We start from the raw sequence: 23,506 nt of genomic DNA, 5'->3' as shown, positions 1-23,506 counted from the left end.
ATCGTCAAGCTCCTATCCCAAACCCCCGACCCGCTCATGCTGGTCGGGGGTTTGTCTTTGCGCCGAGAAAATCTATAGAAAGCTAATGACGCCAAAAAGCCACCCTGGGGTGGCTTTTTCTATTGCCGAAGATGGTTCAGTCGCCGCGGTATTCGCAGCCGCTAGTGCAGGTTTCGTGAACTCGCACGCGGGACAGTTCAGGCAGTAATGGTTTGAGCTCCAGCCATATCCACTTTGCGAGATTCTCGCTAGTGGGGTTTTCCAGGCCTGGTATTTCGTTCAGGTAGTTATGATCAAGCAGGTCGTAGATCGGTTTGAAGATGGCCTTGATCTCGGCGAAGTCACGAATCCAACCGGTATGAGGATCGACCTCCCCCTCGATGTAAATAGCCGCCCGGAACGAGTGGCCGTGCAGGCGTCCGCACTTATGGCCTGTTGGTACATTGGGTAGGAAGTGGGCGGATTCGAATGTGAATTCTTTGAACAGTTCCAAGGTAAGTGCGCTCTGCTGGATAGATGCGAAACGGGTCAGATATGCGTTCACCGCAGTTTACCAGCCACAATCTCAGATCGCCCGTCGCATCGGGGGGCTCGCGGACTGAAGGTAGTAGCTCAAAGGGGTTGTAGACGCTCGCTTAACTGATCATTTTCAGTCATTTGAAGAAATTCGTCGCCCAGCCTCTGGCTTTCGGCCATTGCCTTACGCCAGTAACGTTCGCGGCCGGCATCGTTGCCCAGGTAGCGCTTGAAGTCGCTGCGGTCCGGTAGCTTGCCGTGAGGCAGTTTCGCCAGGTATTCACGTGAGGGGGAGAGCAGCAAGACGTCCTGCAGTCGATCACCGTCACTCCGTCGCCAGGGCAGACTCTTATCAAACCAGCCTGGAATGACCTTGTCGGTGAAGTGTGGATAGAGCACCAAACCGTCACTTTCGTAGGGCAGGTCGAGGTGGTAGTCCAGCAGGCCTCCGTCACGATAACTGCCTGGCTCTAGGCCCGGAATGTCGCGGATTGCCTCCATCACCATGGGTATGGAGCCTGAGGCCAGCAAGGCGTGACGCAAGTTGCTTTCGGCCAAGGCGTGAAAGTGTGAGCGGAAATCATTCAGGGTGCCTAGCGGCGGTACTTGGCGGGCGTCATGCAGGATCACCCGGTCGAAGTGGCGGCCCAAACGTTGCCGGCCAAGAAGGTTGTTGCCAATGACCGACGACAGGCCAAGACCAAGCTTGCCGCGATGATCGTGCTGCAGCAGACCATGGCTGCGCACGATCACTATGTTGAGGCGATAGAGCGGATTGTTAATTACGGCCGCATCTTGCCCTTCGAACAAGTCATCCAGTAACTGCACACAGCTGCGCGATACCTCTGCCATGCTCACGCCCTTGGCGAATCGCTGGCTGGTATAAAGCTCACCGAGGCGTCGAATGCCCGCGCAGGCGTCAGGCAGGCAGGCACTGGCGAAGCGCCAAGAGCCGATCGAGGCACCGATGAGCGTGCGTTCGCGCGGTGCTCGTGGCAGCCAGTCACCAAACAACGCAAGATCAAGCCCCTGAATGCCCAACCCCTTGGGTCCGCCTGCGGCCCCAGGCAGAATGCTGACATCAGCAGGCAGCAGACCGCGTTCACGAATGCGGGCGAGGGCGCGTTTGCCTGCACGCAGGCTAAGGGCAGGGGACTTGATGTGGATCGCGGTCATGCTCGGCTCCATATTGCAGGCCAGCGATTATAGTGGCGTGGCCCGCCAGGCCAAGCGCCTTCAGCCGGTGAATATCCAGTCAGTTGTGAGGCTTAGCTGGATTCAGCTTGGATTAAGTCGGCACCAGTATCTTGGTCTCCGTAGACAACAGATCCCTCAGGAGAACACCATGAACAAGCTGACCCATCTTTTTGCCATTGCCTCCCTAGCTGCCACAGCCGGCATCGCCCAGGCTCGTGATCTGGGGCCGGACGAGGCGTTGAAATTGCGCGATGCCGGTACCATCCAGAGCTTCGAGAAACTCAATGAGGCCGCGTTGGCCAAGTATCCGGGCGGCAAGATCGAAGATACTGAGCTTGAGCAGGAGCACGGTCGCTATGTGTACCAGGTCGAAGTGCGCGACGCCCAGGGGGTGCAGTGGGATGTGGAACTTGACGCCGTCAATGGGCAGATTCTGCAAGAGCATCGGGATGACTGATGAAGCCTGTGTTGCGTCGTAGTGGGGCCGCACTTCTGGCGCTTTCGCTGACGGTGCTCAATGTCCAAGCTCGCGACCTGGATCATGATGAGGCACTGCGCTTGCGTCAGGAGGGTGTCATACACCCTCTGGAGTCGCTGATGGCGCCTGCCATGGGCCGCTATCCCGGAGCCGAGTTGCTGGAGGCGGAACTGGAAGAGGAAGACGATGTGCTGGTCTACGAGATCGAGCTGCTGACCGCTGATGGTAGCGTCCGTGAGCTGGAGCTGGATGCCCGCGATGGCCGCATCCTCAAGGATGAGCTGGAGGACTGATGCGTCTGTTGCTGGTAGAGGATCACGTACCTCTGGCCGATGAGCTAATGGCAGCCCTGAAAGAGCAGGGTTATGCCGTGGACTGGTTGGCCGATGGCCGCGATGCTGTCCATCAGGGGGCTACCGAGCCCTATGATCTGATTATTCTTGACCTGGGTCTGCCAGGAAGACCAGGCCTTGAGGTGCTGCGCGAATGGCGTAGCGGAGGATTGGCAACTCCGGTGTTGATCCTGACTGCCCGTGGTTCCTGGGCTGAACGCATCGATGGCCTCAAGGCTGGTGCGGACGATTACCTGACCAAGCCTTTTCACCCCGAGGAGCTGGCACTGCGCATCCAGGCACTGTTGCGCCGCGCCCACGGCTTAGCTAATCAGCCGCAACTGGAGGCGGCCGGTTTGCAGCTGGACGAGAGTCGCCAGTGCGTTAGCCGCGCCGGAGAACAGATTGAGCTGACCTCTGCAGAATTCCGTTTGCTGCGCTATTTCATGCTGCACCCTGGACAGATTCTGTCGAAGAGTCAGTTGGCAGACCATCTCTATGACGGGGAAAGCGAGCGTGACTCGAACGTGCTTGAGGTGCACGTTAACCGTCTTCGCGGCAAGCTTGGCCGTGCGGTGATCGAAACCCGTCGGGGCCAGGGGTATCGCTATGCAGGGGTCGAGGCTTGAGGTCAATTCAGCGCCGTCTCAGCCTGGGCCTTGCCGGAGTGCTGGTGATGGTGGGCCTGGTACTGGCGCAGAGCAGCGTGTGGCTGTTCGACCACAATTTGCGGCGCTACCTGCAAGAAGACCTGAAGGACGAGACGCAAACGTTGCTGGCCGCTCTGGTGCGAGGCCAGACTGGAATACAGCTGGATGAGCGCCGCCTGGACCCGACTTTTCAGCGGCCGTTCTCCGGGCATTATTTCCGTATCGACTTCGCCGAAAAGACCTGGCGCTCTCGCTCGTTGTGGGACCGCGATCTGCAGCGACCAACCGCTCTGGGCCTGCAGGATGGACTTGGCGACGGTCCGCGTGGGCAGTTGTTGCTGGTTTACCGGGCTGACTACAAGCGCTTCGGCGAGTCGTTTTCCATCCTCGTGGCGCAGGACTACACACCGATCCTGCAGAGCTTTCGTCGCCTGCAGTGGATCGGCTTCGGTCTGGGTGGGGCCGCGCTACTGCTGATTCTCTTGGCCCAGCGTTACACCGTGCGTGCAGCCCTGCGCCCACTGGAGCGGGTACGCAAGCAGATTGCCCAGTTGCAACAAGGGCGGCGCAGCGAGCTGGACAGTGAGGTGCCGGAGGAGCTTGAGCCATTGGTGGGCCAGGTCAACCGCCTGCTGAATCATACCGAAGACACTCTCAAGCGCTCCCGCAACGCCCTTGGCAATCTCGGACACGCATTGAAAACGCCACTGGCTGTTCTCGTCAGCCTCAGCGAGCGGGAAGAACTGCGAGGCCAGCCTGAGCTACAGGCCGCGCTACGCGAGCAATTACGGCAGATTCAGCAGCGCCTGGAGCGTGAGCTCGGTCGGGCGCGGCTGGCCGGAGAGGTACTGCCTGGAGCACATTTCGACTGTGCGCAGGAGTTGCCGGGGCTGCTCAGCACGCTAAGCATGATCCACAGCTATGGCCTCAAACTGGACTGGCAGGCCGAGCCGGGGTTGTGCCTACCCTGGGATCGTGAGGATGTGCTGGAGGTGCTCGGCAACCTGCTGGATAACGCCTGCAAATGGGCTGATGCCGAGGTGCGTCTGAGCCTGGCGCAGGACCGCGACGGTTATACGCTGTGGGTGGACGATGATGGCCCTGGCATTGCGGTGGAACGCCGTGAGGCGGTACTGGGCCGCGGCACGCGCCTTGACGAACAGGTAGCCGGACATGGCCTGGGCCTGGGCATCGTGCGCGATATCGTCGATGCCTGGGGGGGCAGCGTGTTGCTGGAGGACAGCCCGCTGGGCGGGCTGCGAGTGGCCATCAGGTTGCCTTCACCTCGTTGATCACATGCCGTTGGTGAAGGCCGGGTTGTTCATGTCGATGGCTGTACGTACGGGCTTCAGTGCTTCGGCGTACTTGCCGAGGATGTCCAGGGCATAGTCGGCGCGCTTGCGGATGCGCAGGTCGTCTTCGCCGTTGGCCTCGCCAGGGTTCATCACCGCCTCGACCTGGCGCACGATCAGGTGTTCCGGCAGATAGGCAATGCGGCAGTTTTTGTAGCCCGAAGCACGCAACTCGCTGATTGGGTAGGCGCCACCGATGCCGGAAGAGACGCCCACCAGCAGTGCCGGCTTATGTGCGAGCTCGGCCTTGCTGGCGTACAAGAAGAAGTTCTTCACCGCCGGGCATGCCATACCATTCCACTCCGGAGCAATGACCAACAGGGCATCGGCTGCTGCCAGTTGCTGCTGGTAGTCGGTCCAGGGGCCTTTTTCTTCCGCAGGCCACAGCGGCAGACCGCGCTCGCCCAGATCGATCAGGCTGCTTTGCTCGGCATGGGTCAGACCCAGCTCAATCAGGCGTTGACGAAGATAGCGGGCGACCTTGGCGGACTGGCTGTCGCGGCGGCTGGAGCCGGCAATCAGGGCGATATTGAGCATGTGCAGAGCCTCGTGGGAATGACTGCGGGCAGGCTAGCGGCCGCTCTGGAACGAGGCAAGTGGCGAAGCGCCAGGGATGCGGACGGATGACGCCAGTGCCCGCAACCGGGCACTGGCGTGAGCAGATCAGACGCGGAACTGATCCATCAGCCCCTGCTGGTGGTTGGCCAGGCTGTTGAGGCTCTGGCTGACCCGCGCGGACTCGTCAGCCTGACCGGCCAGCGCCTCGGTGACGTCGCGAATGCTGGAGACGTTGCGGTTAACCTCTTCGGCCACTGCGCTTTGCTCCTCGGCAGCGGAGGCGATCTGCAGGTTCATGTCGTTGATCACCGTGACGGCATCACCGATCCGGCGCAGGGCGGTGACGGCCTGTTCGACCATCTCGACACTGCCCTGGGCCTGCTTGTGACTGCTGTGCATGGAGCCGACCACATCACGGGTGCCGCTCTGCAGGTTTTCGATCACCTGGCGGATTTCTTCCACCGAGTCCTGAGTGCGTTTGGCCAGGTTGCGGACTTCGTCGGCCACCACAGCAAAGCCACGGCCTGCCTCGCCGGCGCGGGCCGCCTCGATGGCGGCGTTGAGGGCGAGGAGGTTGGTCTGTTCGGCGATGGCGCGGATCACCTCCAGTACCGAGCCGATCTGTTCGCTGCTGCTGGCCAGGGCTTCGACCTCGCCCATGGCTGAATTGAGCTCGCTGGCCAGTTGTTCGATGGAGAGCGTGGTGCGGTCGATTATGGTCAAACCTTCACGAGCCGCCGCATCGGCCCCGCGCGCTGCGTCGGCGGCCTGTGCAGCGTTGTTGGCGACGTCGTGGGCGGTGGCGCTCATTTCCTGGGAGGCGGTGGCCACCTGATCGATCTCGCGGAACTGTTGTTGCATCCCCGAGCTGGTCTGGCTGGCAATCGCTGCGGACTGGTCGGCAGTGCTGCGGGCGTCCTGTACCGAGCGCTTCACGTCGGCAATGGTCGGTTGCAGTTTGTCGAGGAAGCGGTTGAACCAGCTGGCCAGTTCGCCGAGTTCATCCTGTTTGGCATATTCCAGGCGGCGGGTCAGGTCGCCTTCGCCGCTGGCGATGTTCTTCAGCATGGCCGCCACGCCGAGCACTGGGCGGGTGACGCCGAGGGCGGTCAGCCACATCAGACCAAGCCCCAGGAGGATGGCCACTGCTCCCACGCCCAAGGCAACCATTGTGGAGGCTGTGCGCTGTTCATCGAGTTGCTGCTCCAGGCGCAGCGCCGGGCCAAGCAGGGTCGGGCGGGGCACTTCCAGCAGAACCCCCCAGTTGGTGGCTTCGGGAATTGGCAGCAGCGGTTCGAAGACCTGAAGCAGTTCGGCATGCTCCAGCGCCTGAGCCTGACCCTGGCTCAGCAGTGTGCGGATGGCGGCATGTTGAGTGGTGAAGGCATCAGCCAGCGGCTTGCCTAGCATGCTGGCATCACGACTGTGGCCTGCGAGCAAGCCGGCGGGGCTGATGATGCTGACCTGAGCCTGGCCGTCATACAGCTCGCTGCTGGCCTGATCGCTGATCTGCTGCAGGTTGGCCAGGCTGATATCCACGCCCATCACGCCGATCACCTGGCCGTTCTGTTCCAGGGGGAAGGCGATGCTGGTCATCAACACCTGCTTGCCGTTGACCTCATCGAAGTAGGGGTCGAGTACACAGGTTTTGCGGGTGTCGCGTGGGCAGGTGTACCAGGCGTTGTAGGGGGTGCCGCCGACGCCCTTGGTGGTGTCGGACAGGTTTTCCTCGGTCATGGCTTCGGACTCCAGTTCACCCGGAATGCCCTGCGACCAGTACAGCGCGAAGCGGCCTTTTTCGTTACTGCCCAGTTCGGCCTGGTCGGCGAACAGCTCGTCCTTGCCATCGAGAGCATTGGGTTCGAACACCAGATACAGACCAAGCAGCTCGGGATTACCTTCGAGGGCTGTGCGCACCTGGCGGGTCATGTCTTCGCGCAGGTCGAAGGCATCGAGAAAGCGCTTCTCGGCCTGATCCTTGAGAAACAGCACCTGGCGCGAGAAACCCTTGCCGTACAGGTAGGCGCTCATGAAGTAGCGCTGGATGCGCAGGCTCTGCAGCTCGCCGCGGGCCGCCATGCGCAGCCGTGCAGACTCTTCGAGCATGCCGGTACTGGAGGACTTCACCAGCTCGGCGCTGCTACGCGACTGATAGAGCGAGGTGCCGACCAACAGGGTCACGATGGCCAGTAGGCAGAGACCGGCGAGCAGAGTGATTTTCCACTGTATGGACAGGCGCGACAGCATGACGTGATCCTTCTAGATTCAGACTACTAGGACATACATCGGCTGTGGCGTCAGAAGCTTGACCCAAAGAGACGATTTAATGCCCTGCTTGAGCCTCTAGGTTAAAGCACCTGATTTTTCAGGCAATCCCGCAGTGCATCCGGCTTTGACAGACGCAGAGCGAACGGGCAGAGTTCGCGGCTTTTTCTGCCTTGGGCAGGCGTAATCCGCAGGAGTGAGAGATGAATGCAGTCATAGTCGCGGTCAGCCTCATGCTGGCCCTCAGCCTGATGCGTGTGCACGTGGTCGTGGCACTGATCCTGGGGGCGCTGGCTGGCGGGTTGGTTGGGGGCTTGGGGCTGGAGGGCTCGTTGCAGGCATTCAACGCGGGATTGGGCGGCGGGGCTACGGTGGCACTGTCCTATGCACTGCTGGGTGCCTTTGCCGTGGCCATCGCCAAATCCGGGCTGGCCCACGCGCTGGCGGATCGGGCGTTGGCTCTGGTGGGGCGCCAGGGTAGCGAGAGCTCTGGGCTGAAGTGGCTGTTGCTCGGCTTGCTGCTGGCCGTAGCCGTTGCTTCGCAGAACGTGCTGCCGATCCATATCGCCTTTATCCCGTTGCTGGTTCCCCCGTTGCTCTATGTGCTGACCCGTCTGCGCATCGACCGCCGCCTGGTTGCCTGTGTGTTGACCTTCGGTCTGGTGACGCCCTACATGTTCCTGCCAGTGGGTTTCGGCAGCATCTTCCTCAACGAGATACTGCTGGCCAATGTGGCCAAGAACGGCGTTGCGGTGGAAGGACTCAGCGCCCTGCATGCCATGGCTATTCCTGCCCTCGGTATGCTCTGCGGTCTATTGGTGGCCGTGTTGTTCAGCTATCGCGGCAAGCGGGACTACGACCTGCAGCGCATTGCCCAGGTCGAGCGCGCGGGAGCGCGCTACAGTCGCGCTACCCTGCTGGTCGCCGGTGTAGCGGTGGCTCTGGCGTTCGTCGTACAGCTCTGGCTGGACTCGATGATAGTCGGCGCCCTGGCCGGATTTCTGGTGTTCTCGCTGTCGGGTGTGGTGCGTTGGCGCGAAGCGGACGACCTGTTTACCGAGGGCATGAAGATGATGGCCACTATCGGTTTCATCATGATTGCTGCCGCTGGTTTTGCCGAAGTACTCAAGGCCACAGGCCAGGTGCAGAGCCTGGTGGATGCCGCTGCTGACTGGATCGGTAACAGCAAGGCGTTGGGTGCGCTGCTGATGCTGCTGGTCGGCCTGCTGGTGACCATGGGCATCGGCTCTTCCTTTTCCACCGTGCCGATCATCGCGGCCATCTTCGTGCCGCTCGGCGTGCAGCTGGGTTTCAGTCCGCTGGCCATCGTCAGCATCGTCGGCACGGCTGGCGCTCTGGGCGATGCCGGTTCGCCGGCTTCGGATTCGACCCTGGGACCGACCTCCGGTCTTAACGTAGACGGTCAGCACAACCATATCTGGGATACCGTGGTGCCGACCTTTCTGCATTACAACCTGCCTTTGCTGGCGTTTGGCTGGCTGGCTGCGATGACGTTGTAATCCGACTGATTAGTCGTTCATGTAGACGACGGGGGTGCCGATATAGCGGTACCCCCGTTGTGCTTACGCAGACCTGCTCATAAGGAAAGGAACATGCGTCTTACCCTGAAAACCAAAGTCCTGCTGCTGGCCTTGCTGCCGGTGATCCTCTTTGCCCTGATACTCAGTGGCGCGGCGGCGAAGATTCTCACCGACCTGGCGGCGGACGAGGTGCGTGAAACCCGCGAGCGTCTGGTCGGCGAAAGCCGCCAGCAACTGCAGAGTTATATGCAGATCGCCATGGGCTCGGTGCAGAGCCTCTATGACAGTGCCAGCCAGGGCGACATGAGCAGCCGCGAGCAGGCCATCGCGATCTTGTCGAAAATCAAGTACGGCAAAGACGGCTACTTCTTCGGTTACGACTCGCAGGTGGTGCGCCTGTTCCGTGGCGACAGTCCAGCCGATGTCGGCAAGAGTTTCACTGGCCGTCAGGACCCCAATGGCGTGCGGGTCAACGACGAGCTGGTTCGTGTAGCCAAAGATGGCAGCAATTATGTGCAGTACAGCTCACCGCTGCCGAGCAACGACAAGATCCTGGTGCCCAAACTGGCCTACAGCTACTACCTGCCCAAGTGGGACCTGGCCCTGGGTACGGCGGTGAACCTGGATGGCGTCGAACTGCAGGTGGCCGAGGTCGAGGCCAGCATCGAGGAGCGGGTAAACACCATCCTCACCAGCATCCTGGTGATTGCGCTGATCATGCTGGTGGTGTTTGGCATTATTGGCCTGGCCCTGAGCAATGCCTTCCTGCGTCCGCTGCAGCTGATCAAGGCCAATCTGGACGACATTGCGGCGGGCGAGGGGGATCTGACCCGCCGTCTGCCGGTCACCAGCGATGATGAGTTGGGCCAACTGGCCGGTTCGTTCAACCGTTTCGTCGAGAAGGTGCACGGTCTGGTTCGGCAGATCGCCGAGATGACTGGGCAACTGACCAACCTGGTGGGCGAGGTCGCCGCCCAGGCCCAGCGCTCCGAAGAGGCGATGGAGCGCCAGCGTCACGAAACCGACCAGGTGGCGACAGCGATCAACGAGATGTCCGCCGCAGCACATGAGGTGGCGCGCAGCGCCCAGGGCGCAGCCGAGGCGGCGCAGCAGACCGACACCGAAGGCCAGGCCGCGAAGAAGGTCGTGGACGGCAGTATCGAGCGCATTCACGCGCTGGTGGGCGAAATCCGCGACAGTGGCCAATCACTCGACAGCCTGCAGCAGGACGTACAGTCCATCGTCAGCGTCCTCGACGTGATTCGCTCCATCGCCGAGCAGACCAATCTTCTCGCCCTCAATGCCGCGATCGAGGCTGCCCGTGCCGGCGAGGCCGGGCGTGGTTTCGCCGTAGTGGCCGACGAGGTGCGTGCGCTGGCCAGCCGTACCCAGCAAAGCACCCAGGAAATCCAGGGCATGATCGACCGTCTGCAGCAGGGTACCCAGGCTTCGGTCAGTGCCATGCGCCGTTCCAGCGACGCCGGCGAGACGACCAGCGAGCAGGCCAACCAGGCCGGCGCCTCACTGGATGCCATCGCTCAGCTGATCGGCACCATCAACGCGATGAACGCGCAGATCGCCAGCGCCGCCGAAGAGCAGACCGCCGTCGCCGAGGAAATCAATCGCAGCGTGCACCAGATTGCCGTGGCCGTCGAAAGCGTGGCCGATGAAACCCGTCATGGCGCCGAGACTTCACGCAGCCTGGCGAGCCTGGGGGATCGGTTGGGCAGTCTGGTACGGCAGTTCCGTATCTGATGACGCCGCGATGATGCACAAACGCCCCGTTACATGCGGGGCGTTTGTTTGTGGCGCGCACGAATACCCGGCCTCCGTCATTTGGGCGTGTGCACTTGCCGGCGCCCCCTGCTAGTTCGCTGGGCTTGCTTGTGCTGCTGTAGGCGAGATCAACAGGCGATCTTTCGCCAGCGCCAAGGCCGCGGCGGTCGGTATCTGCACAATCAGAGGATGGTCGGTCACCCGGATTTCCGCCGAGGACACGTTTCTCAGCGACTGGATCGGACCGGTGCCCTCCAGCGGATCATAGATGAGCACAAGAGGCTGCTCAGCGCCGAAGTGGACCATGACCGGCGTCTCCGGGCCCGGGAACTCATCAGGCTCTGCCCACACCAGGATGTTGGTTTCCATATCGCTCTTTTGCACGACGAAGCTTCTGCCGGTTGCGGGCCGACCGCTGGTCGAATACTTGACCAGCGTGGTCGGCGTAAAGGTTCTGGCCTTCTCACCGTCGTCCGCCAGGATCGTGTTCATGTTGTGGATGGCGGTTGCCGCGGGCGTAGGTTGGTTCGTTGTCTTGCTGAACAGTCCCCAACCGTTCCCCTCATCCATCAGCTGGTAGAGGTAGGTGCGGTAGATACCGTTGGCGGCACTGCCAACCAGTAGATTCAGTGTCCAGGAAGCGGCCTGCGCCTCCGAGGTCTTGGGGATCTGGTAGCCGGTTTCCGTGTATACCGCAGGGCCCGCCCCGCTGGGCGTGTTGCCCAGGGCCTTGCTGCGGGCGATCCAGCGTGCGGGCGGCTTGCCATGCAACGGGTAGGGGTGCTGGTTGTTGTAGTGGGAGTAACCGGGGGTGGTGGTCGGGTCAGGCCCTTTGGGAATGCTGCCGGCATCGTAGCCGGTGAAGTAGAACACCTTGGCTTTCTTGAGTACCGGCGATGCCTGTGTCTGCCCATACAGCGATTGCTGGAAGGCCAGGGCCGCATCCAGACCTTTCTGTCCGGTGGGCTCCCATGTCAGCGGGAAGTTGTTGATCTCGTTCGGCCCCTCCACCGCGAATACCGAACCGGGGACAGCCCTTTCCAGCGCGCTGATGTTGTTCAGAAAGGTGGCGATGGTCGTCGGTGAGCGCGTGCCGCCGACGGCGCTGATGAATGTCCACTTCATGCCGGCCTGGGCCAGGTGGGTGTAGTAGCCATAGGCCGGACCGTTCCAGAAGGGATTGAAGCTGTCGCGAACATTGTGGATGCCGAGATAAGCGAGATTGGCGGTCACCATGTCCATCTTCTTGTAGTTGGAGGTGCCCTGGCTGATGTGCAGGTTGACCCCCTGTCTGGCAATGAAGTCTGCGGCGCGCATCGGCGCGGCGCTCGACAGGTTGGCGTCGAGCAGCGTGGCGCCCAGAAGCAGCCCGAGGGCCAGTGTGCGGAGTCGGTTGTTCACGGTTGACCTCCGGAGCATTCACAGTGAAGGCGGTGAGTCAGGCTTACAGGTCTCGGCCTTTGCAGGCTGAAAATGTTCCGCAGTTGTTGTCTTTCTCCGCTGAACGGTGTGTTTTTGAGTTTTCTGCTAGGGCGCAGGTTCAGGCGTTAACGCGTAGCTGCGCCTGGCCGTTTCCGGGTGGCGGCCTCGAGTCGAACACGTGCGGCCGCACGCTCGCATGAGAGTCAAGCACTGCAATGGGCTTCAGGCATCTGCTGGCCGGCAATTAGGCTGCACTTTGCAGGCGATGCGCGGGACTAAGGAGCAACAGTCCTGACCGGGTATTGCCATGTATTCACCGCGTATCGAGCAGAAATCCTTTCTCGCCCTCCTGATTCTAGTGACGCTGGCCTTTGGCTGGATGCTGTTGCCGTACTGGGGAGCACTGTTCTGGGCGGTGGTGCTGGGCGTGCTGTTCGCTCCCTTGCAGCGGCGGCTGGCGCGGCGTTTCGGAGGTCGCGGTAACCTCTCGGCATCATTAACGCTGACAGTGTGTGTGGTGGTGGCGATCTTGCCGGTCACCCTCATCAGCATGGCGCTGGTCAGCGAAGGTTCGGCCATCTACGAGCGTATCGAACAGGGCGAGGTGGACATTGGCGCCTACGTCGAGCGGCTCAAGGATCGGCTTCCCGACATGCTGCAACAGCCGCTCGACCGTATTGGTCTGGGCAACTTCGAGGCGCTGCGCGAGCGTATTGCCCAGGGCGCACTACAGGGCAGCGAGTTTCTCGCGACCAAGGTGTTTGATATCGGCCAGAACACCTTCCAGTTTCTGGTCGGCTTTTTCGTCATGCTCTATCTGTTGTACTTCTTTCTGCGCGATGGTCCAGAGTTGGTGCGTCTGGTACGCACTGCTGTGCCGCTCGAGGATTCGCTCAAGCGCCGGCTGCAGATCAAGTTCACCCGAGTGGTGCGGTCTACGGTAAAGGGCAACTTGCTGGTAGCGGCCATTCAAGGCGCGCTGGGCGGCTTCATATTCTGGCTGTTGGGCATCGGTAGCCCACTGCTTTGGGGGGTGTTGATGACCTTCCTGTCGTTGTTACCTGCAGTCGGCTGCGGATTGGTCTGGGGGCCGGTGGCGTTGTACCTGCTGGCGACCGGCAAGCCGGTGCAGGGTATGACGCTGATCGCGTTTGGTGTGCTGGTGATCGGCTTGGTGGACAACCTGTTGCGACCGGTTCTGGTAGGTAAGGACACGCGAATGCCCGACTACCTGGTGCTCATCTCGACGCTGGGCGGGCTAACCCTGTTTGGCCTCAACGGCTTTGTGATCGGCCCGCTGATCGCTGCACTGTTCATCGCCAGTTGGGATCTGTACCGCATGCGACGGCAGGTGCATTTGCCCTGACTCCGGGCATTAAAAAACCGGCCGGAGCCGGTTTTTTATCGCTGCGATCAGTGCGCGACGGCGACCAGACCGGCTTGCTGCACCAGTTCCAGCAGCGGCTGGGGGTACACGCCGAGAATGAAGGCGAGCAGGGCGACGGCCAATAACATGATGCCGCCGGCGCGCTGGCCCCAGTTGAACGGCGCGTCGTGGCGGGTCAGGCCCGGCTCGACCATGAACAGGGTGACCATCACGCGCAGGTAGTAGAACACACCGATGGCGCTGCCCAGCACCAGGGCACCGAGCAGCCACCACTGCTGCGCCTGCACGCCGGCGGCGACCACGTAGAACTTGCCGATAAAGCCGGCGGTCAGCGGAATGCCGGCCAGCGACAGCATCATCACGGTCAGCACGGCGGTCAGGTACGGGCGGCGCCAGAACAGGCCGCGGTATTCGTACAGGGCATCGGCGTCGCGGCCGCTATAGGGTGTGGACATCAGGGTGATCACGCCAAACGCGCCCAGGCTGGTCAGCACGTAGGTCGCCAGGTATACGCCGATGGCTTCCACGGCCAGGCCCTGGCTGGCGATCAGTGCGATCAGCAGGTAGCCGAAGTGGGCGATGGACGAGTAACCGAGCAGGCGCTTGAGGTTGTTCTGCAATAGCGCCAGCAGGTTACCGAACAGGATCGAGGCGATGGCGATCGCCGTCAGCAAGCCTTCCAGCCAGCCGCCGGCAGCAACCGGGGCGATCTGGTACAGGCGCAGCAGTACGGCGAACACGGCGACCTTGCTGGCGGTGGCGAGGAAGGCGGCGACTGGCGCCGGGGCGCCCTCGTAGACGTCCGGCGTCCACAGGTGGAAGGGTACCAGCGACAGTTTGAAGGCCAGGCCGATCAGCATCATGCCGACACCGATCTGGGCGATCAGGCTGGGCAGTCCACCTTCGGCCAGCTTGGCGCCGATGCCGGCGAAGCTCAGGCTGCCGGACTCGGCGTAGAGCAGGGCCATGCCGAACAGCAGGAAGGCTGAGCCTGCGGCGGACAGCACCATGTACTTGATGCCGGCTTCCAGCGAGCGCTTGTTGAAGAAGGCGTAGGCGATCATGCCGTAGGTCGGTACCGACAGCAGCTCCAGGCCGATAAACAGGCCGGCCAGATGCTGCGCGCTGACCAGTACCAGACCGCCCAGGCCGGACAACAGCATCAGCAGATACAGTTCCTCGCGGTTGCCGGGATAGCCCTGGCGTCCGGATTCACCGCCCAAATAGGCATGGGTCAGGGTGGTGCAGGCCAGCGTTGCGGCCAATACCAGCGCCATGTAGTAGCAGGCGAATTTGTCGATCAGCAGCAGCGGGGTGACCTGGATCGGCGTGACGCCCAGGGCCGGGATGATCGACAGCAGTGCGAGATTCAGGCCTAGCACCGAGAGGATGAAGGCCATGGCATGGTTGCGCTTCCAGGCGATGGCCAGCATTACCACAATGATGGTGGCGCTGGTGACCAGCAGCGGCAGCAGCGCGATGAAGTGTTGAGTCGTCAGTTCCATAGCGCGTGATTACCGGACCGAAGCGAGTTGAGTGAGGGCACCGCTGAACCACTGCTGCACGCCGTGCATGCTGGCAGCGGAGGTGTCGAGCACCGGTTGCGGGTAGACGCCGAGCAGGATCAGCAGCGCGGCCAGGCCGAGCACCATGTACAGCTCGCGGGCTTTCATTGGCTGCAGTGGTTCGGTGGACTTGGCCGGACCGAAGTAGGCGCGGTGGATCATCGCCAGCGAGTACACCGAACCCAATACCAGGCCACAGGCGGCCAGCACGACGATCCACGGCGCGACCGGGAAGCTGCCGATGAGAATCAGGAACTCGCCGATGAAGTTGCCGGTGCCCGGCAGGCCGAGCGCGGCGGCGGCGAAGAATAGGCTGATGCCCGGCAGCCACGGCAGGCGTGCCCAGATGCCGCCCATCTCGCGCATGTCGCGAGTGTGCAGACGCTCATAGAGCTGACCGCAGAGGATGAACAGCGCGGCGGCGGACAGGCCGTGGGCCATCATCTGCACCACCGCGCCCTGCAGGGCGATCTGGCTGCCGGAGTAGATGGCGATCAGCACGAAGCCCATGTGCGAGACGCTGGAGTAGGCCACCAGGCGCTTGATGTCGGTCTGCGCGAACGACAGGAAGGCACCGTAGGCGATGGCGAACACGCCGAGCCACATGGCGATTGGCGCGAACTCCGCCGAGGCATTGGGGAACAGCGGCAGGGCGAAGCGCATCAGGCCGTAGGCGGCGGTCTTCAGCAGGATACCGGCGAGGTCCACCGAGCCGGCGGTCGGCGCCTGGGCGTGGGCATCCGGCAGCCAGGAGTGCACCGGCACCACCGGGAACTTCACCGCGAAAGCGACGAAGAAGCCAAGCATCAGCAGGTATTCGGTGCGTGGTGCCAGTTCGGTCTTCAGCAGGTCGGCGTAGTTGAAGGTGAACACGCCGGTCTGGCTGTAGTGCACGAACACCAGCGCCAGGATCGCCACCAGCATGATCAGGCCGCTGGCCTGGGTGTAGATGAAGAACTTGGTGGCGGCATTGATACGGGTGCGGCCCTTGCTGCCGCTATGACCCCAGAGCGCGATGAGGAAGTACATCGGCACCAGCATCATTTCCCAGAAGAAGAAGAACAGGAACAGGTCCACGGCGAGGAACACGCCGACCACGCCGCCGAGAATCCACATCAGGTTGAGGTGGAAGAAGCCGACGCGGTTCTGGATCTCGTTCCACGAGCACAGCACGGAAAGCACGCCGAGCAGGCCGGTAAGGGCAACCATCAGCACCGACAGGCCGTCCATCGCCAGGTGAATGGTGATGCCCAGACGCGGAATCCAGTCGGCCTTGAACTCGTGGGCCCAGACCGGATCAGCACCCGGTTGCGGGGCCAGGCTGAAGTCGCCGCTGGCCCACAGCCACAGGCCGAGGCCGAACAGCAGGCCCATGGTGATCAGGGCGATCCAGCGCGGCAGGACGGTGCCGAAGCGCTCGCCCTGCCAGCACAGCAGGCCGCCGATAAAGGGAATCAGGATTAGCCAGGGGAGAATCATCAGGCTGTTTTCCTTAACTCAGAAAGAGGATGGCGGCGAGCACCAATACGGCGCCCCCGGCGATCGAAGCGGCATACCAGCGCACCTGACCGGTTTCGCTGCGCACCAGCGCGGCATTGCCGCCACGGGCCAGCGCCGGGATCAGGCCGATGCTGCGGTCGATCGGGTCGCGACCGAGCAGGCGGCAGATCAGCAGGTACGGCTGGACGAAGAGCTTGTCGTAGAGCCAGTCGAAGCCCCAGGCGGCGAACCACCAGGCCGACAGGAAACGACCCGGCGCGCTGGTGGCCACGGCGCTGACGAAGCGGCGCTGACCGAGGAACAGCAGGGCAGCGAGGAGAATGCCGGCCAGGGCGATGGCGCCCGAGGCGATCTCCAGGCTGTGCTTGGCCTCGCCACCGGCATGGCCGATGCTCTGCGGCAGTACCCCGGCCAGCGGCGGGGTGATCAGCGCGCCGACGAAGGTCGACAGCACGATCAGCGTGGCTAGCGGCAGGTTGTGGGCGATGCCGTGACCGGCATGGGCCTCGGTCTTCTGCTCGCCGTGGAAGGCGATGAAGATCAGGCGGAAGGTGTAGATCGAGGTCAGGAACGCACCGGCCAGGCCCGCGTAGAGCAGCTCGCTGTGGCCGCTGGCGAAGGCTTCCCAGAGGATTTCGTCCTTCGAATAGAAGCCGGCGGTGACCAGCGGCAGGGCGGCCAGGGCGGCACCACCGACGACGAAGCTGGCATAGGCCAACGGCAGCTTCTTCCACAGCCCGCCCATCCTGAAGATGTTCTGCTCGTGGTGGCAGGCATGGATCACCGCGCCGGAAGCAAGGAACAGCAGGGCCTTGAAGAAGGCGTGGGTCATCAGGTGGAAGATCGCCGCGTCCCAGGCCTGCACGCCAAGGGCGAGGAACATGTAGCCGATCTGGCTCATGGTCGAGTAGGCGAGGATGCGCTTGATGTCGGTCTGCACCAGGGCGGCGAAACCGGCCAGCACCAGGGTCACGGCGCCGACGATGCCGACCAGTTCGAGAATGTCCGGGGTCAGCAGGAACAGGCCGTGGGTACGCGCGATCAGGTACACGCCGGCGGTGACCATGGTCGCCGCGTGGATCAGCGCCGACACCGGGGTCGGGCCGGCCATGGCATCGGCCAGCCAGGTCTGCAGCGGCAGCTGGGCGGACTTGCCGACAGCGCCGCCGAGCAGCATCAGGGTTGCGATCCACAGCCAGCTGTCACCGGCTACGTATTTCTGCGGCGCCAGCACCATCAGCTCCTGAATGTTCAGGGTGCCGAGATTCAGGAACAGGATGAACAGGCCGATCATCAGGAACACGTCGCCGATACGAGTAACGATGAAGGCCTTGAGCGCCGCGTTACCGTTGGGCACGTGCTTGTAGTAGAAGCCGATCAGCAGGTAAGAGCACAGGCCCACGCCTTCCCAGCCGAAGAACAGCACCAGCAGGTTGTCGCCGAGCACCAGCAGCAACATGCTGAAGATGAACAGGTTGGTGTAGGCGAAGAAGCGCGAGTAGCCCTCTTCACTGCGCATGTACCAGCTGGCGAACAGGTGGATCAGAAAGCCCACGCCGGTGACCACACCCAGCATGGTGGCCGACAGGCCGTCCAGGTGCAGGGTGAAGTTCGGCGCCAGTCCGCCAACATCCATCCACTGCCACAGGGTTTGGCTATAGACCGAGCCGGCCGGCAGCTGGAGGAACTGCAGGATGACCCAGGCGGCGCTCAGCGCGGCCAGACCGACCGAGCCGACGCCGATCACGGCAGCGCTATTTTCCGAAATACGCCCGCGGGAGAAAGCCAGCAGGAACCAGCCAATCAGCGGGAAGAGCAGGGTGAGAAATAGTAGGTTCATCCGCGCATCTCGCTGGCAGCGTCGACATCGAGGGTGTTGAAGCGGCGATACAGCTGCAACAGGATCGCCAGGCCGATACTGGCCTCGGCGGCTGCCAGGGTGATCACCAGAATGAACATCACCTGGCCGTCAGGCTGCACCCAGCGGCTGCCGGCGACGACGAAGGCGAGGGCGGTGGCGTTCATCATCACTTCCAGGCTCATCAGCACGAAGAGGATGTTGCGACGCACCATCAGGCCGATCAGGCCCAGGCTGAACAGCACGGCGGCCAGCGCCAGGCCGTGTTCCAGAGGAATGGCATTCATGCGGTGGGCTCCTTGGCATCGTGGCGGCCCAGGTGGTAGGCGGCGACCAGCGCGGCGAGCAGCAGCATGGAGGCCAGCTCCACGACCAGCAGGTAGGGGCCGAACAGGCTGATGCCGACGGCCTTGGCGTCCACGGTTTCAAGACCGATGGGTGCATTGCTCGGATTGGCGAACAGGGCATACAGCAGCTGCGCCAGCAGCAGGGCGGAAAGAATGGCGGGGCCGGTCCAGATACCCGGTGTCAGCCATTTCCTCTCCTGCTCCACGGCTTCCTGGCCGAGGTTGAGCATCATCACCACGAAGACGAACAGCACCATGATGGCGCCGGCGTAGACGATGATCTCCAGGGCACCGGCGAACGGCGCACCCAGGGCAAAGAAGGTGCAGGCCACGGCCAGCAGGGAGACGATCAGGTTGAGCAGGGCATGTACCGGGTTGGTCCCGGTAATGACCATCACTGTCGAAGCCACGGCAACGCCCGCGGCGAGGTAGAACGCAAATTCCATCATCCTCTCCTTAGGGCAGCAGGCCTTTGACGTTGATCGGTTCGGCTTCGCTCTGCGCGGCGCCTTTCGGCTTGCCGGCGATGGCCATGCCCGACACGCGGTAGAAGTTGTAGTCCGGGTTCTTGCCCGGCCCGCTGATCAGCAGGTCTTCCTTCTCGTAGACCAGGTCCTGACGCTTGAACTCGCCCATCTCGAAATCCGGGGTGAGCTGGATCGCGGTGGTCGGGCAGGCTTCCTCACACAGGCCGCAGAAGATGCAGCGCGAGAAGTTGATACGGAAGAACTCCGGGTACCAGCGACCGTCATCGGTCTCGGCCTTCTGCAGCGAGATGCAGCCGACCGGGCAGGCCACGGCGCACAGGTTGCAGGCCACGCAGCGCTCTTCACCGTCGGGGTCGCGGGTCAGCACGATGCGGCCACGGTAGCGCGGCGGCAGGTATACCGGCTCTTCCGGGTATTGCAGGGTGTCACGCTTGCGGAAGCCGTGACCGAAAATCATCACCAGGCTGCGCAGTTGGGTCCAGGTGCCGTGCACCACGTCCCAGATGTACTTGAACATTGTGTTTTCTCCTTACTGGGCCGCGGCCAGCACGAGCGCGCCGGTCACCAGCAGGTTGATCAGGGTCAGCGGCAGGCAGAACTTCCAGCTGAACGCCATGACCTGGTCATACCGCGGGCGCGGAATCGACGCGCGCAGCAGGATGAAGATCATGATGAAGAAGCAGGTCTTCAGGGCAAACCAGATGAAGGGGATCTGCGGCAGGATGCCGAACGGGCCGTGCCAGCCACCAAAGAACAGGGTCACCAGCAGCGCCGAAATGGTCACGATACCGATGTACTCGCCGACGAAGAACATGCCCCATTTCATACCGGCATATTCGATGTGGTAACCGTCGGCCAGCTCCTGCTCCGCTTCCGGCTGGTCGAACGGGTGACGGTGGGTCACGGCGACGCCGGCGATGAAGAAGGTACAGAAACCGAAGAACTGCGGAATGATGAACCACAGGTTCTCGGCCTGGTAGTCGACGATGTCGCGCATGTTGAACGAGCCGACCTGCGCCACCACGCCCATCAGCGCCAGGGCCAGGAACACCTCGTAGGACACGGTCTGCGCCGAGGCGCGCAGGGCACCGAGCAGGGCGAACTTGTTGGCGCTGGCCCAGCCGGCGAACAGCACGGCATACACCGACAGACCGGCCATGGCGAAGAAGAACAGGATGCCGATGTTCAGGTCCGCCACGCCCCAGGTCGGGGTCACCGGGATGATGGCGAAGGCCATCAGCATGGCGGCGAAGGCGATCATCGGCGCGATGATGAAGATGAACTTGTCGGCGAACGGCGGCGTCCAGTCCTCCTTGAAGAACATCTTGATCATGTCGGCGGCGATCTGAAACATGCCGAACGGGCCTACGCGGTTGGGGCCGTGGCGGTCCTGCCACCAGCCCAGCAGGCGGCGTTCGACGAAGCTCAGCAGCGCGCCACAGACCACCACCACCAGCAGGATGACGATGGCCTTGAGGACGGCGACGATGACGTCGATCAGTTCGGGCGTCAGCCAGCTCATTGCGCGGCCTCCTGGGTTCCTACAAGACCGAGAGCGGTGGCGGTGGCGCCGGCGATGGCCGCGGGGATACCGGCGAAGCCGGCTGGCAGGCCGATCAAACCCGGGGCCAGGTCTTCGCTGACCTTCACCGGCAGGCGCAGGGCCTGGCCGGCGACGGTCAGGCTGATCAGCGCACCGTCGTTGACGCCCAGGCGGTCGGCCTCGGCCTTGGCCAGGGCGACGTAGGCGGGCTGGATGCGTTCCTGCACCGGCGCGGCGCGGGAGGAGTTCTCCTCGCTGCCGAACAGGTGATGCATCGGTACCACCTGCCAGGTGCCCTGAGCCGGTGCGAAGGCGCCCGGCACGGCGAACCAGGCCAGGGTCTTGCCCTGGGACTCGATCAGACGCACGCCAGGGTCGCCGGCACGCAGATGGCCGCCGACTTCGTCCTGGAACTTGTTCCAGGCCTGCGGCGAGTTCCAGCCCGGTGACCAGGCGAACGGAATCTGCTGACGGTCTTCCTTGCTGCCCGAATAGCCTTCCATGGAGAAGGCGAAGGCGGAATCCTGATCCTGCGGCTGACGCGGCTCGTGCACGCTGATGTTGGCGCGCATGGCGGTACGGCCGCTGTAACGCAGCGGCTCGCGCGCCAGCTTCAGGCCCTTGATGCGGAACGAGGCGCTCGGTGCGGCATCGGTGATCGGTGCCAGCACGGAGTTGCTGGCGGCGACGGCGGCTGTGACCTGGTCCAGCTGGGTCCAGTCCACGGCCTTGCCCTGCAGGGTGCTGTGCAGCGCGTGCATCCAGCGCCAGCCCTCGCGCACGAGGATGCTGCTGTCGTAGTAGCTCGGCTCGAACACCTGGAAGAAGCGCTGGGCGCGACCTTCCTGGCTGACCAGGGTGCCGTCGCCCTCGGCGAAGCTGGCGGCGGACAGCACCAGGTGGGCCTTGGCGGTGGTCGCGGTCTGCTGATGGTCGGCGACGATCACTGCCTTGGCGGCGGCCAGGGCGGCATCGACCTTGGCTGCGTCGGCGCGGCGGTACAGGTCGTTTTCCAGCACGATCACGGCGTCGGCTTGGCCTGCGGTCAGCGCTTCCAGGGCAGCGTCGACCGAATCACCACCCAGCAGGGCCAGGCCCATGCTGTTGGCCTCAGGCACCACCAGGCTGATGGAGGCATTCTTCTCGCGGTTCTTCAAGGCCTGGGCGATGTTGGCCGCGGCCTCGACGATGCTCTTCTCGCCCAGCGAGGCGCCGCTGACGATCAGCGGGCGCTTGCCGGCCAGCAGCGCGTCGGCGATCAGTTGCACCAACTCCATGGCCTCGTCGTCCAGGCCGGTGACGGCCGGGGCGCTCGGGTCGATGGCGTGGGCCACGGCAAAGCCGATGCGCGCCAGGTCGGCGGGTGCTGCGTGCACGCAGGCTTCGGCGACGTCGTCGAGGCGAGTGGCGTCGACGCTGGCGATGAACAGCGGGTTCAGCGCGTCCTGAGCGACGTTCTGCACCGCAGCCATGTGCCAGTCCTGGATCTTCATCGAGGCGGCGATTTCGGTGGCCTTGCCCTTGACCGACTGGCGCAGGGCCAGGGCGATGCGCGCGGCGGTCTGAGTCAGGTCTTCACCGAGGACGAACACGGCGTCGTGGTCTTCGATCTCGCGGATCGACGGCACCGGCAGCGGGCCGTTCTGCAGCACGTCGCGGATCAGGCGCAGGTTATCCAGCTCGGCTGCGCCGATGCCGCTGTAGAAGTTGGCTTCGCCAACCAGTTCGCGCAGGGCGTAGTTGCCTTCCAGGCTGGCGCGCGGCGAGCCGATGCCGATCACGCGCTTGCCCTTGAGCAGCTCGGCGGCCTTGTCCAGCGCGGCGTCGATGCCCAGCTTGGTTTCGCCGCCGCTCTTATCAAGAAGCAGGGGCTGGCGCGGACGGTCGTCACGGTTGGTGTAGCCGTAGCCGAAGCGGCCGCGGTCGCACAGGAAGTAGTGGTTCACCGAGCCGTTGAAGCGGTTCTCGATGCGGCGGATCTCGCCGTAGCGCTCGCCGGGGCTGATGTTGCAACCGCTGGAGCAGCCATGGCAGATGCTCGGGGCGAACTGCATGTCCCACTTGCGGGTGTAGCGTTCGGAGTGGGTCTTGTCGGTGAACACGCCGGTCGGGCAGACCTCGGTGAGGTTGCCGGAGAACTCGCTCTCCAGAACGCCGTCCTCGACGCGGCCGAAGTACACGTTGTCGTGCGCGCCATAGACGCCCAGGTCGGTGCCGCCGGCGTAGTCCTTGTAGTAGCGCACGCAGCGGTAGCAGGCGATGCAGCGGTTCATCTCGTGGGAGATGAACGGGCCGAGCTGCTGGTTCTGGTGGGTGCGTTTGGTGAAGCGATAGCGGCGCTGGTTGTGGCCAGTCATCACCGTCATGTCCTGCAGGTGGCAGTGACCGCCTTCCTCGCACACCGGGCAGTCGTGCGGGTGGTTGGTCATCAGCCACTCGACGACGCTGGCGCGGAAGGCCTTGGACTCTTCGTCGTCGATGCTGATCCAGGTGTTGTCGGTCGCCGGCGTCATGCAGGACATGACGATGCGGCCGCGCTTGTCGTTCTCGTCGGTGTACTGCTTCACCGCGCACTGGCGGCAGGCGCCGACGCTACCGAGCGCCGGGTGCCAGCAGAAGTAGGGGATGTCGAGCCCGAGAGACAGACAGGCCTGCAGCAGGTTGTCCGCCCCATCGACTTCGAAATCTTTGCCGTCTACGTGGATAGTGGCCATGGTTCAGGTTTCTTCTT

The 23,506-nt window shown here is 63.1% G+C and carries 18 protein-coding genes and 4 pseudogenes; 8 read left to right on the top strand and 14 right to left on the bottom strand.

Annotation, left to right across the window (positions count from 1 at the left end):
- Positions 1-136 precede the first annotated feature (136 nt).
- Both queD and ACF8C6_RS16385 read right to left on the bottom strand, forming a co-directional pair.
- The gene (gene queD / locus ACF8C6_RS16390) at positions 137-493 is read right to left on the bottom strand and encodes a 6-carboxytetrahydropterin synthase QueD (RefSeq protein WP_277691222.1); all 357 of its coding nucleotides are present in this window, start codon (positions 491-493) and stop codon (positions 137-139) included.
- Between the two features lie 119 nt (positions 494-612).
- Entirely contained in the window at positions 613-1,692 is a 1,080-nt protein-coding gene (locus ACF8C6_RS16385) for a patatin-like phospholipase family protein (RefSeq protein WP_392500246.1), read from the bottom strand.
- 169 nt (positions 1,693-1,861) lie between these two features.
- Between ACF8C6_RS16385 and ACF8C6_RS16380 the strand changes: the two genes are divergently transcribed.
- From ACF8C6_RS16380 to ACF8C6_RS16365, 4 genes are read left to right on the top strand one after another with little or no spacing between them, the layout of a single operon-like run.
- Positions 1,862-2,170: a PepSY domain-containing protein gene (locus ACF8C6_RS16380; RefSeq protein ID WP_392500245.1), complete on the top strand. Its 309-nt coding sequence runs from the start codon at positions 1,862-1,864 to the stop codon at positions 2,168-2,170.
- Positions 2,170-2,484 carry a PepSY domain-containing protein gene (locus ACF8C6_RS16375; RefSeq protein WP_392500244.1) on the top strand — a complete coding sequence of 105 codons (315 nt, stop codon included), beginning with the start codon at positions 2,170-2,172 and terminating at the stop codon, positions 2,482-2,484. The genes ACF8C6_RS16380 and ACF8C6_RS16375 overlap by 1 nt, the downstream gene beginning before the upstream one ends.
- Positions 2,484-3,152, top strand: a complete 669-nt coding sequence (locus tag ACF8C6_RS16370) for a response regulator transcription factor (RefSeq protein ID WP_392500243.1) — start codon at positions 2,484-2,486, stop codon at positions 3,150-3,152. Before ACF8C6_RS16375 ends, ACF8C6_RS16370 begins: the two co-directional genes overlap by 1 nt.
- On the top strand, positions 3,149-4,465 hold the full coding sequence (locus ACF8C6_RS16365; protein WP_392500242.1) for a sensor histidine kinase: 1,317 nt from the start codon (positions 3,149-3,151) through the stop codon (positions 4,463-4,465). The genes ACF8C6_RS16370 and ACF8C6_RS16365 overlap by 4 nt, the downstream gene beginning before the upstream one ends.
- Here the strand turns inward: ACF8C6_RS16365 and ACF8C6_RS16360 are convergent, their stop codons facing one another.
- The 3 genes and pseudogenes from ACF8C6_RS16360 to ACF8C6_RS16350 all read right to left on the bottom strand — a co-directional run.
- Positions 4,466-5,062, bottom strand: coding sequence for an NADPH-dependent FMN reductase (locus tag ACF8C6_RS16360; protein ID WP_392500241.1), 597 nt, complete (start codon positions 5,060-5,062; stop codon positions 4,466-4,468).
- Between the two features lie 126 nt (positions 5,063-5,188).
- Positions 5,189-5,704, bottom strand: a pseudogene (locus ACF8C6_RS16355) (methyl-accepting chemotaxis protein); the annotation flags it as partial.
- Positions 5,705-6,046: 342 nt separating this feature from the next.
- Positions 6,047-7,012 (bottom strand): annotated as a pseudogene (locus tag ACF8C6_RS16350) (HAMP domain-containing protein); the annotation flags it as partial.
- Positions 7,013-7,551: 539 nt separating this feature from the next.
- Here ACF8C6_RS16350 and ACF8C6_RS16345 point away from each other — a divergent pair.
- The 3 genes and pseudogenes from ACF8C6_RS16345 to ACF8C6_RS16335 all read left to right on the top strand — a co-directional run.
- Entirely contained in the window at positions 7,552-8,868 is a 1,317-nt protein-coding gene (locus tag ACF8C6_RS16345; RefSeq protein WP_392500240.1) for a Na+/H+ antiporter family protein, read from the top strand.
- Positions 8,869-8,961: 93 nt separating this feature from the next.
- A pseudogene (locus ACF8C6_RS16340) lies at positions 8,962-9,531 on the top strand (cache domain-containing protein); the annotation flags it as partial.
- Positions 9,532-9,645: 114 nt separating this feature from the next.
- A pseudogene (locus ACF8C6_RS16335) lies at positions 9,646-10,644 on the top strand (methyl-accepting chemotaxis protein); the annotation flags it as partial.
- 111 nt (positions 10,645-10,755) lie between these two features.
- On the opposite strand, the gene ACF8C6_RS16330 reads toward ACF8C6_RS16335, so the two are convergent.
- The gene (locus ACF8C6_RS16330) at positions 10,756-12,066 is read right to left on the bottom strand and encodes a hypothetical protein (RefSeq protein ID WP_392500239.1); all 1,311 of its coding nucleotides are present in this window, start codon (positions 12,064-12,066) and stop codon (positions 10,756-10,758) included.
- A 328-nt stretch (positions 12,067-12,394) separates the two neighbouring features.
- Here ACF8C6_RS16330 and ACF8C6_RS16325 point away from each other — a divergent pair, with 328 nt between their 5' ends.
- The gene (locus ACF8C6_RS16325) at positions 12,395-13,453 is read left to right on the top strand and encodes an AI-2E family transporter (protein ID WP_392500238.1); all 1,059 of its coding nucleotides are present in this window, start codon (positions 12,395-12,397) and stop codon (positions 13,451-13,453) included.
- A 47-nt stretch (positions 13,454-13,500) separates the two neighbouring features.
- Here ACF8C6_RS16325 and nuoN read toward each other — a convergent pair whose 3' ends face one another.
- The 8 genes from nuoN to nuoG are packed head-to-tail and all read right to left on the bottom strand — an operon-like array spanning position 13,501 to position 23,489.
- Positions 13,501-14,979 (bottom strand): NADH-quinone oxidoreductase subunit NuoN, encoded by a 1,479-nt coding sequence (gene nuoN, locus ACF8C6_RS16320; RefSeq protein ID WP_392500237.1) that lies wholly within the window; start codon positions 14,977-14,979, stop codon positions 13,501-13,503.
- 9 nt (positions 14,980-14,988) lie between these two features.
- Positions 14,989-16,518 (bottom strand): NADH-quinone oxidoreductase subunit M, encoded by a 1,530-nt coding sequence (gene nuoM, locus ACF8C6_RS16315; protein ID WP_392500236.1) that lies wholly within the window; start codon positions 16,516-16,518, stop codon positions 14,989-14,991.
- 13 nt (positions 16,519-16,531) lie between these two features.
- A complete protein-coding gene (nuoL, locus tag ACF8C6_RS16310; protein WP_392500235.1) occupies positions 16,532-18,379 on the bottom strand; it encodes an NADH-quinone oxidoreductase subunit L in 1,848 nt (615 codons plus the stop codon).
- Entirely contained in the window at positions 18,376-18,684 is a 309-nt protein-coding gene (gene nuoK, locus ACF8C6_RS16305) for an NADH-quinone oxidoreductase subunit NuoK (protein WP_076429156.1), read from the bottom strand. The genes nuoL and nuoK overlap by 4 nt, the downstream gene beginning before the upstream one ends.
- Positions 18,681-19,190: an NADH-quinone oxidoreductase subunit J gene (nuoJ, locus tag ACF8C6_RS16300; RefSeq protein ID WP_392500234.1), complete on the bottom strand. Its 510-nt coding sequence runs from the start codon at positions 19,188-19,190 to the stop codon at positions 18,681-18,683. Before nuoJ ends, nuoK begins: the two co-directional genes overlap by 4 nt.
- Positions 19,191-19,200: 10 nt before the next feature.
- Entirely contained in the window at positions 19,201-19,749 is a 549-nt protein-coding gene (nuoI, locus tag ACF8C6_RS16295; RefSeq protein ID WP_341691062.1) for an NADH-quinone oxidoreductase subunit NuoI, read from the bottom strand.
- A gap of 12 nt (positions 19,750-19,761) precedes the next feature.
- Positions 19,762-20,754: an NADH-quinone oxidoreductase subunit NuoH gene (gene nuoH / locus ACF8C6_RS16290; protein WP_277690363.1), complete on the bottom strand. Its 993-nt coding sequence runs from the start codon at positions 20,752-20,754 to the stop codon at positions 19,762-19,764.
- Entirely contained in the window at positions 20,751-23,489 is a 2,739-nt protein-coding gene (gene nuoG, locus ACF8C6_RS16285; RefSeq protein WP_392500233.1) for an NADH-quinone oxidoreductase subunit NuoG, read from the bottom strand. The genes nuoH and nuoG overlap by 4 nt, the downstream gene beginning before the upstream one ends.
- Positions 23,490-23,506 lie beyond the last annotated feature (17 nt).

The organism is Pseudomonas sp. zbq_18 (assembly GCF_043102245.1).
Classification (GTDB): domain Bacteria; phylum Pseudomonadota; class Gammaproteobacteria; order Pseudomonadales; family Pseudomonadaceae; genus Aquipseudomonas.
The sequence above is the reverse complement of the archived record's forward strand: the minus strand, read 5'-3'. Positions and strand labels throughout refer to the sequence as shown.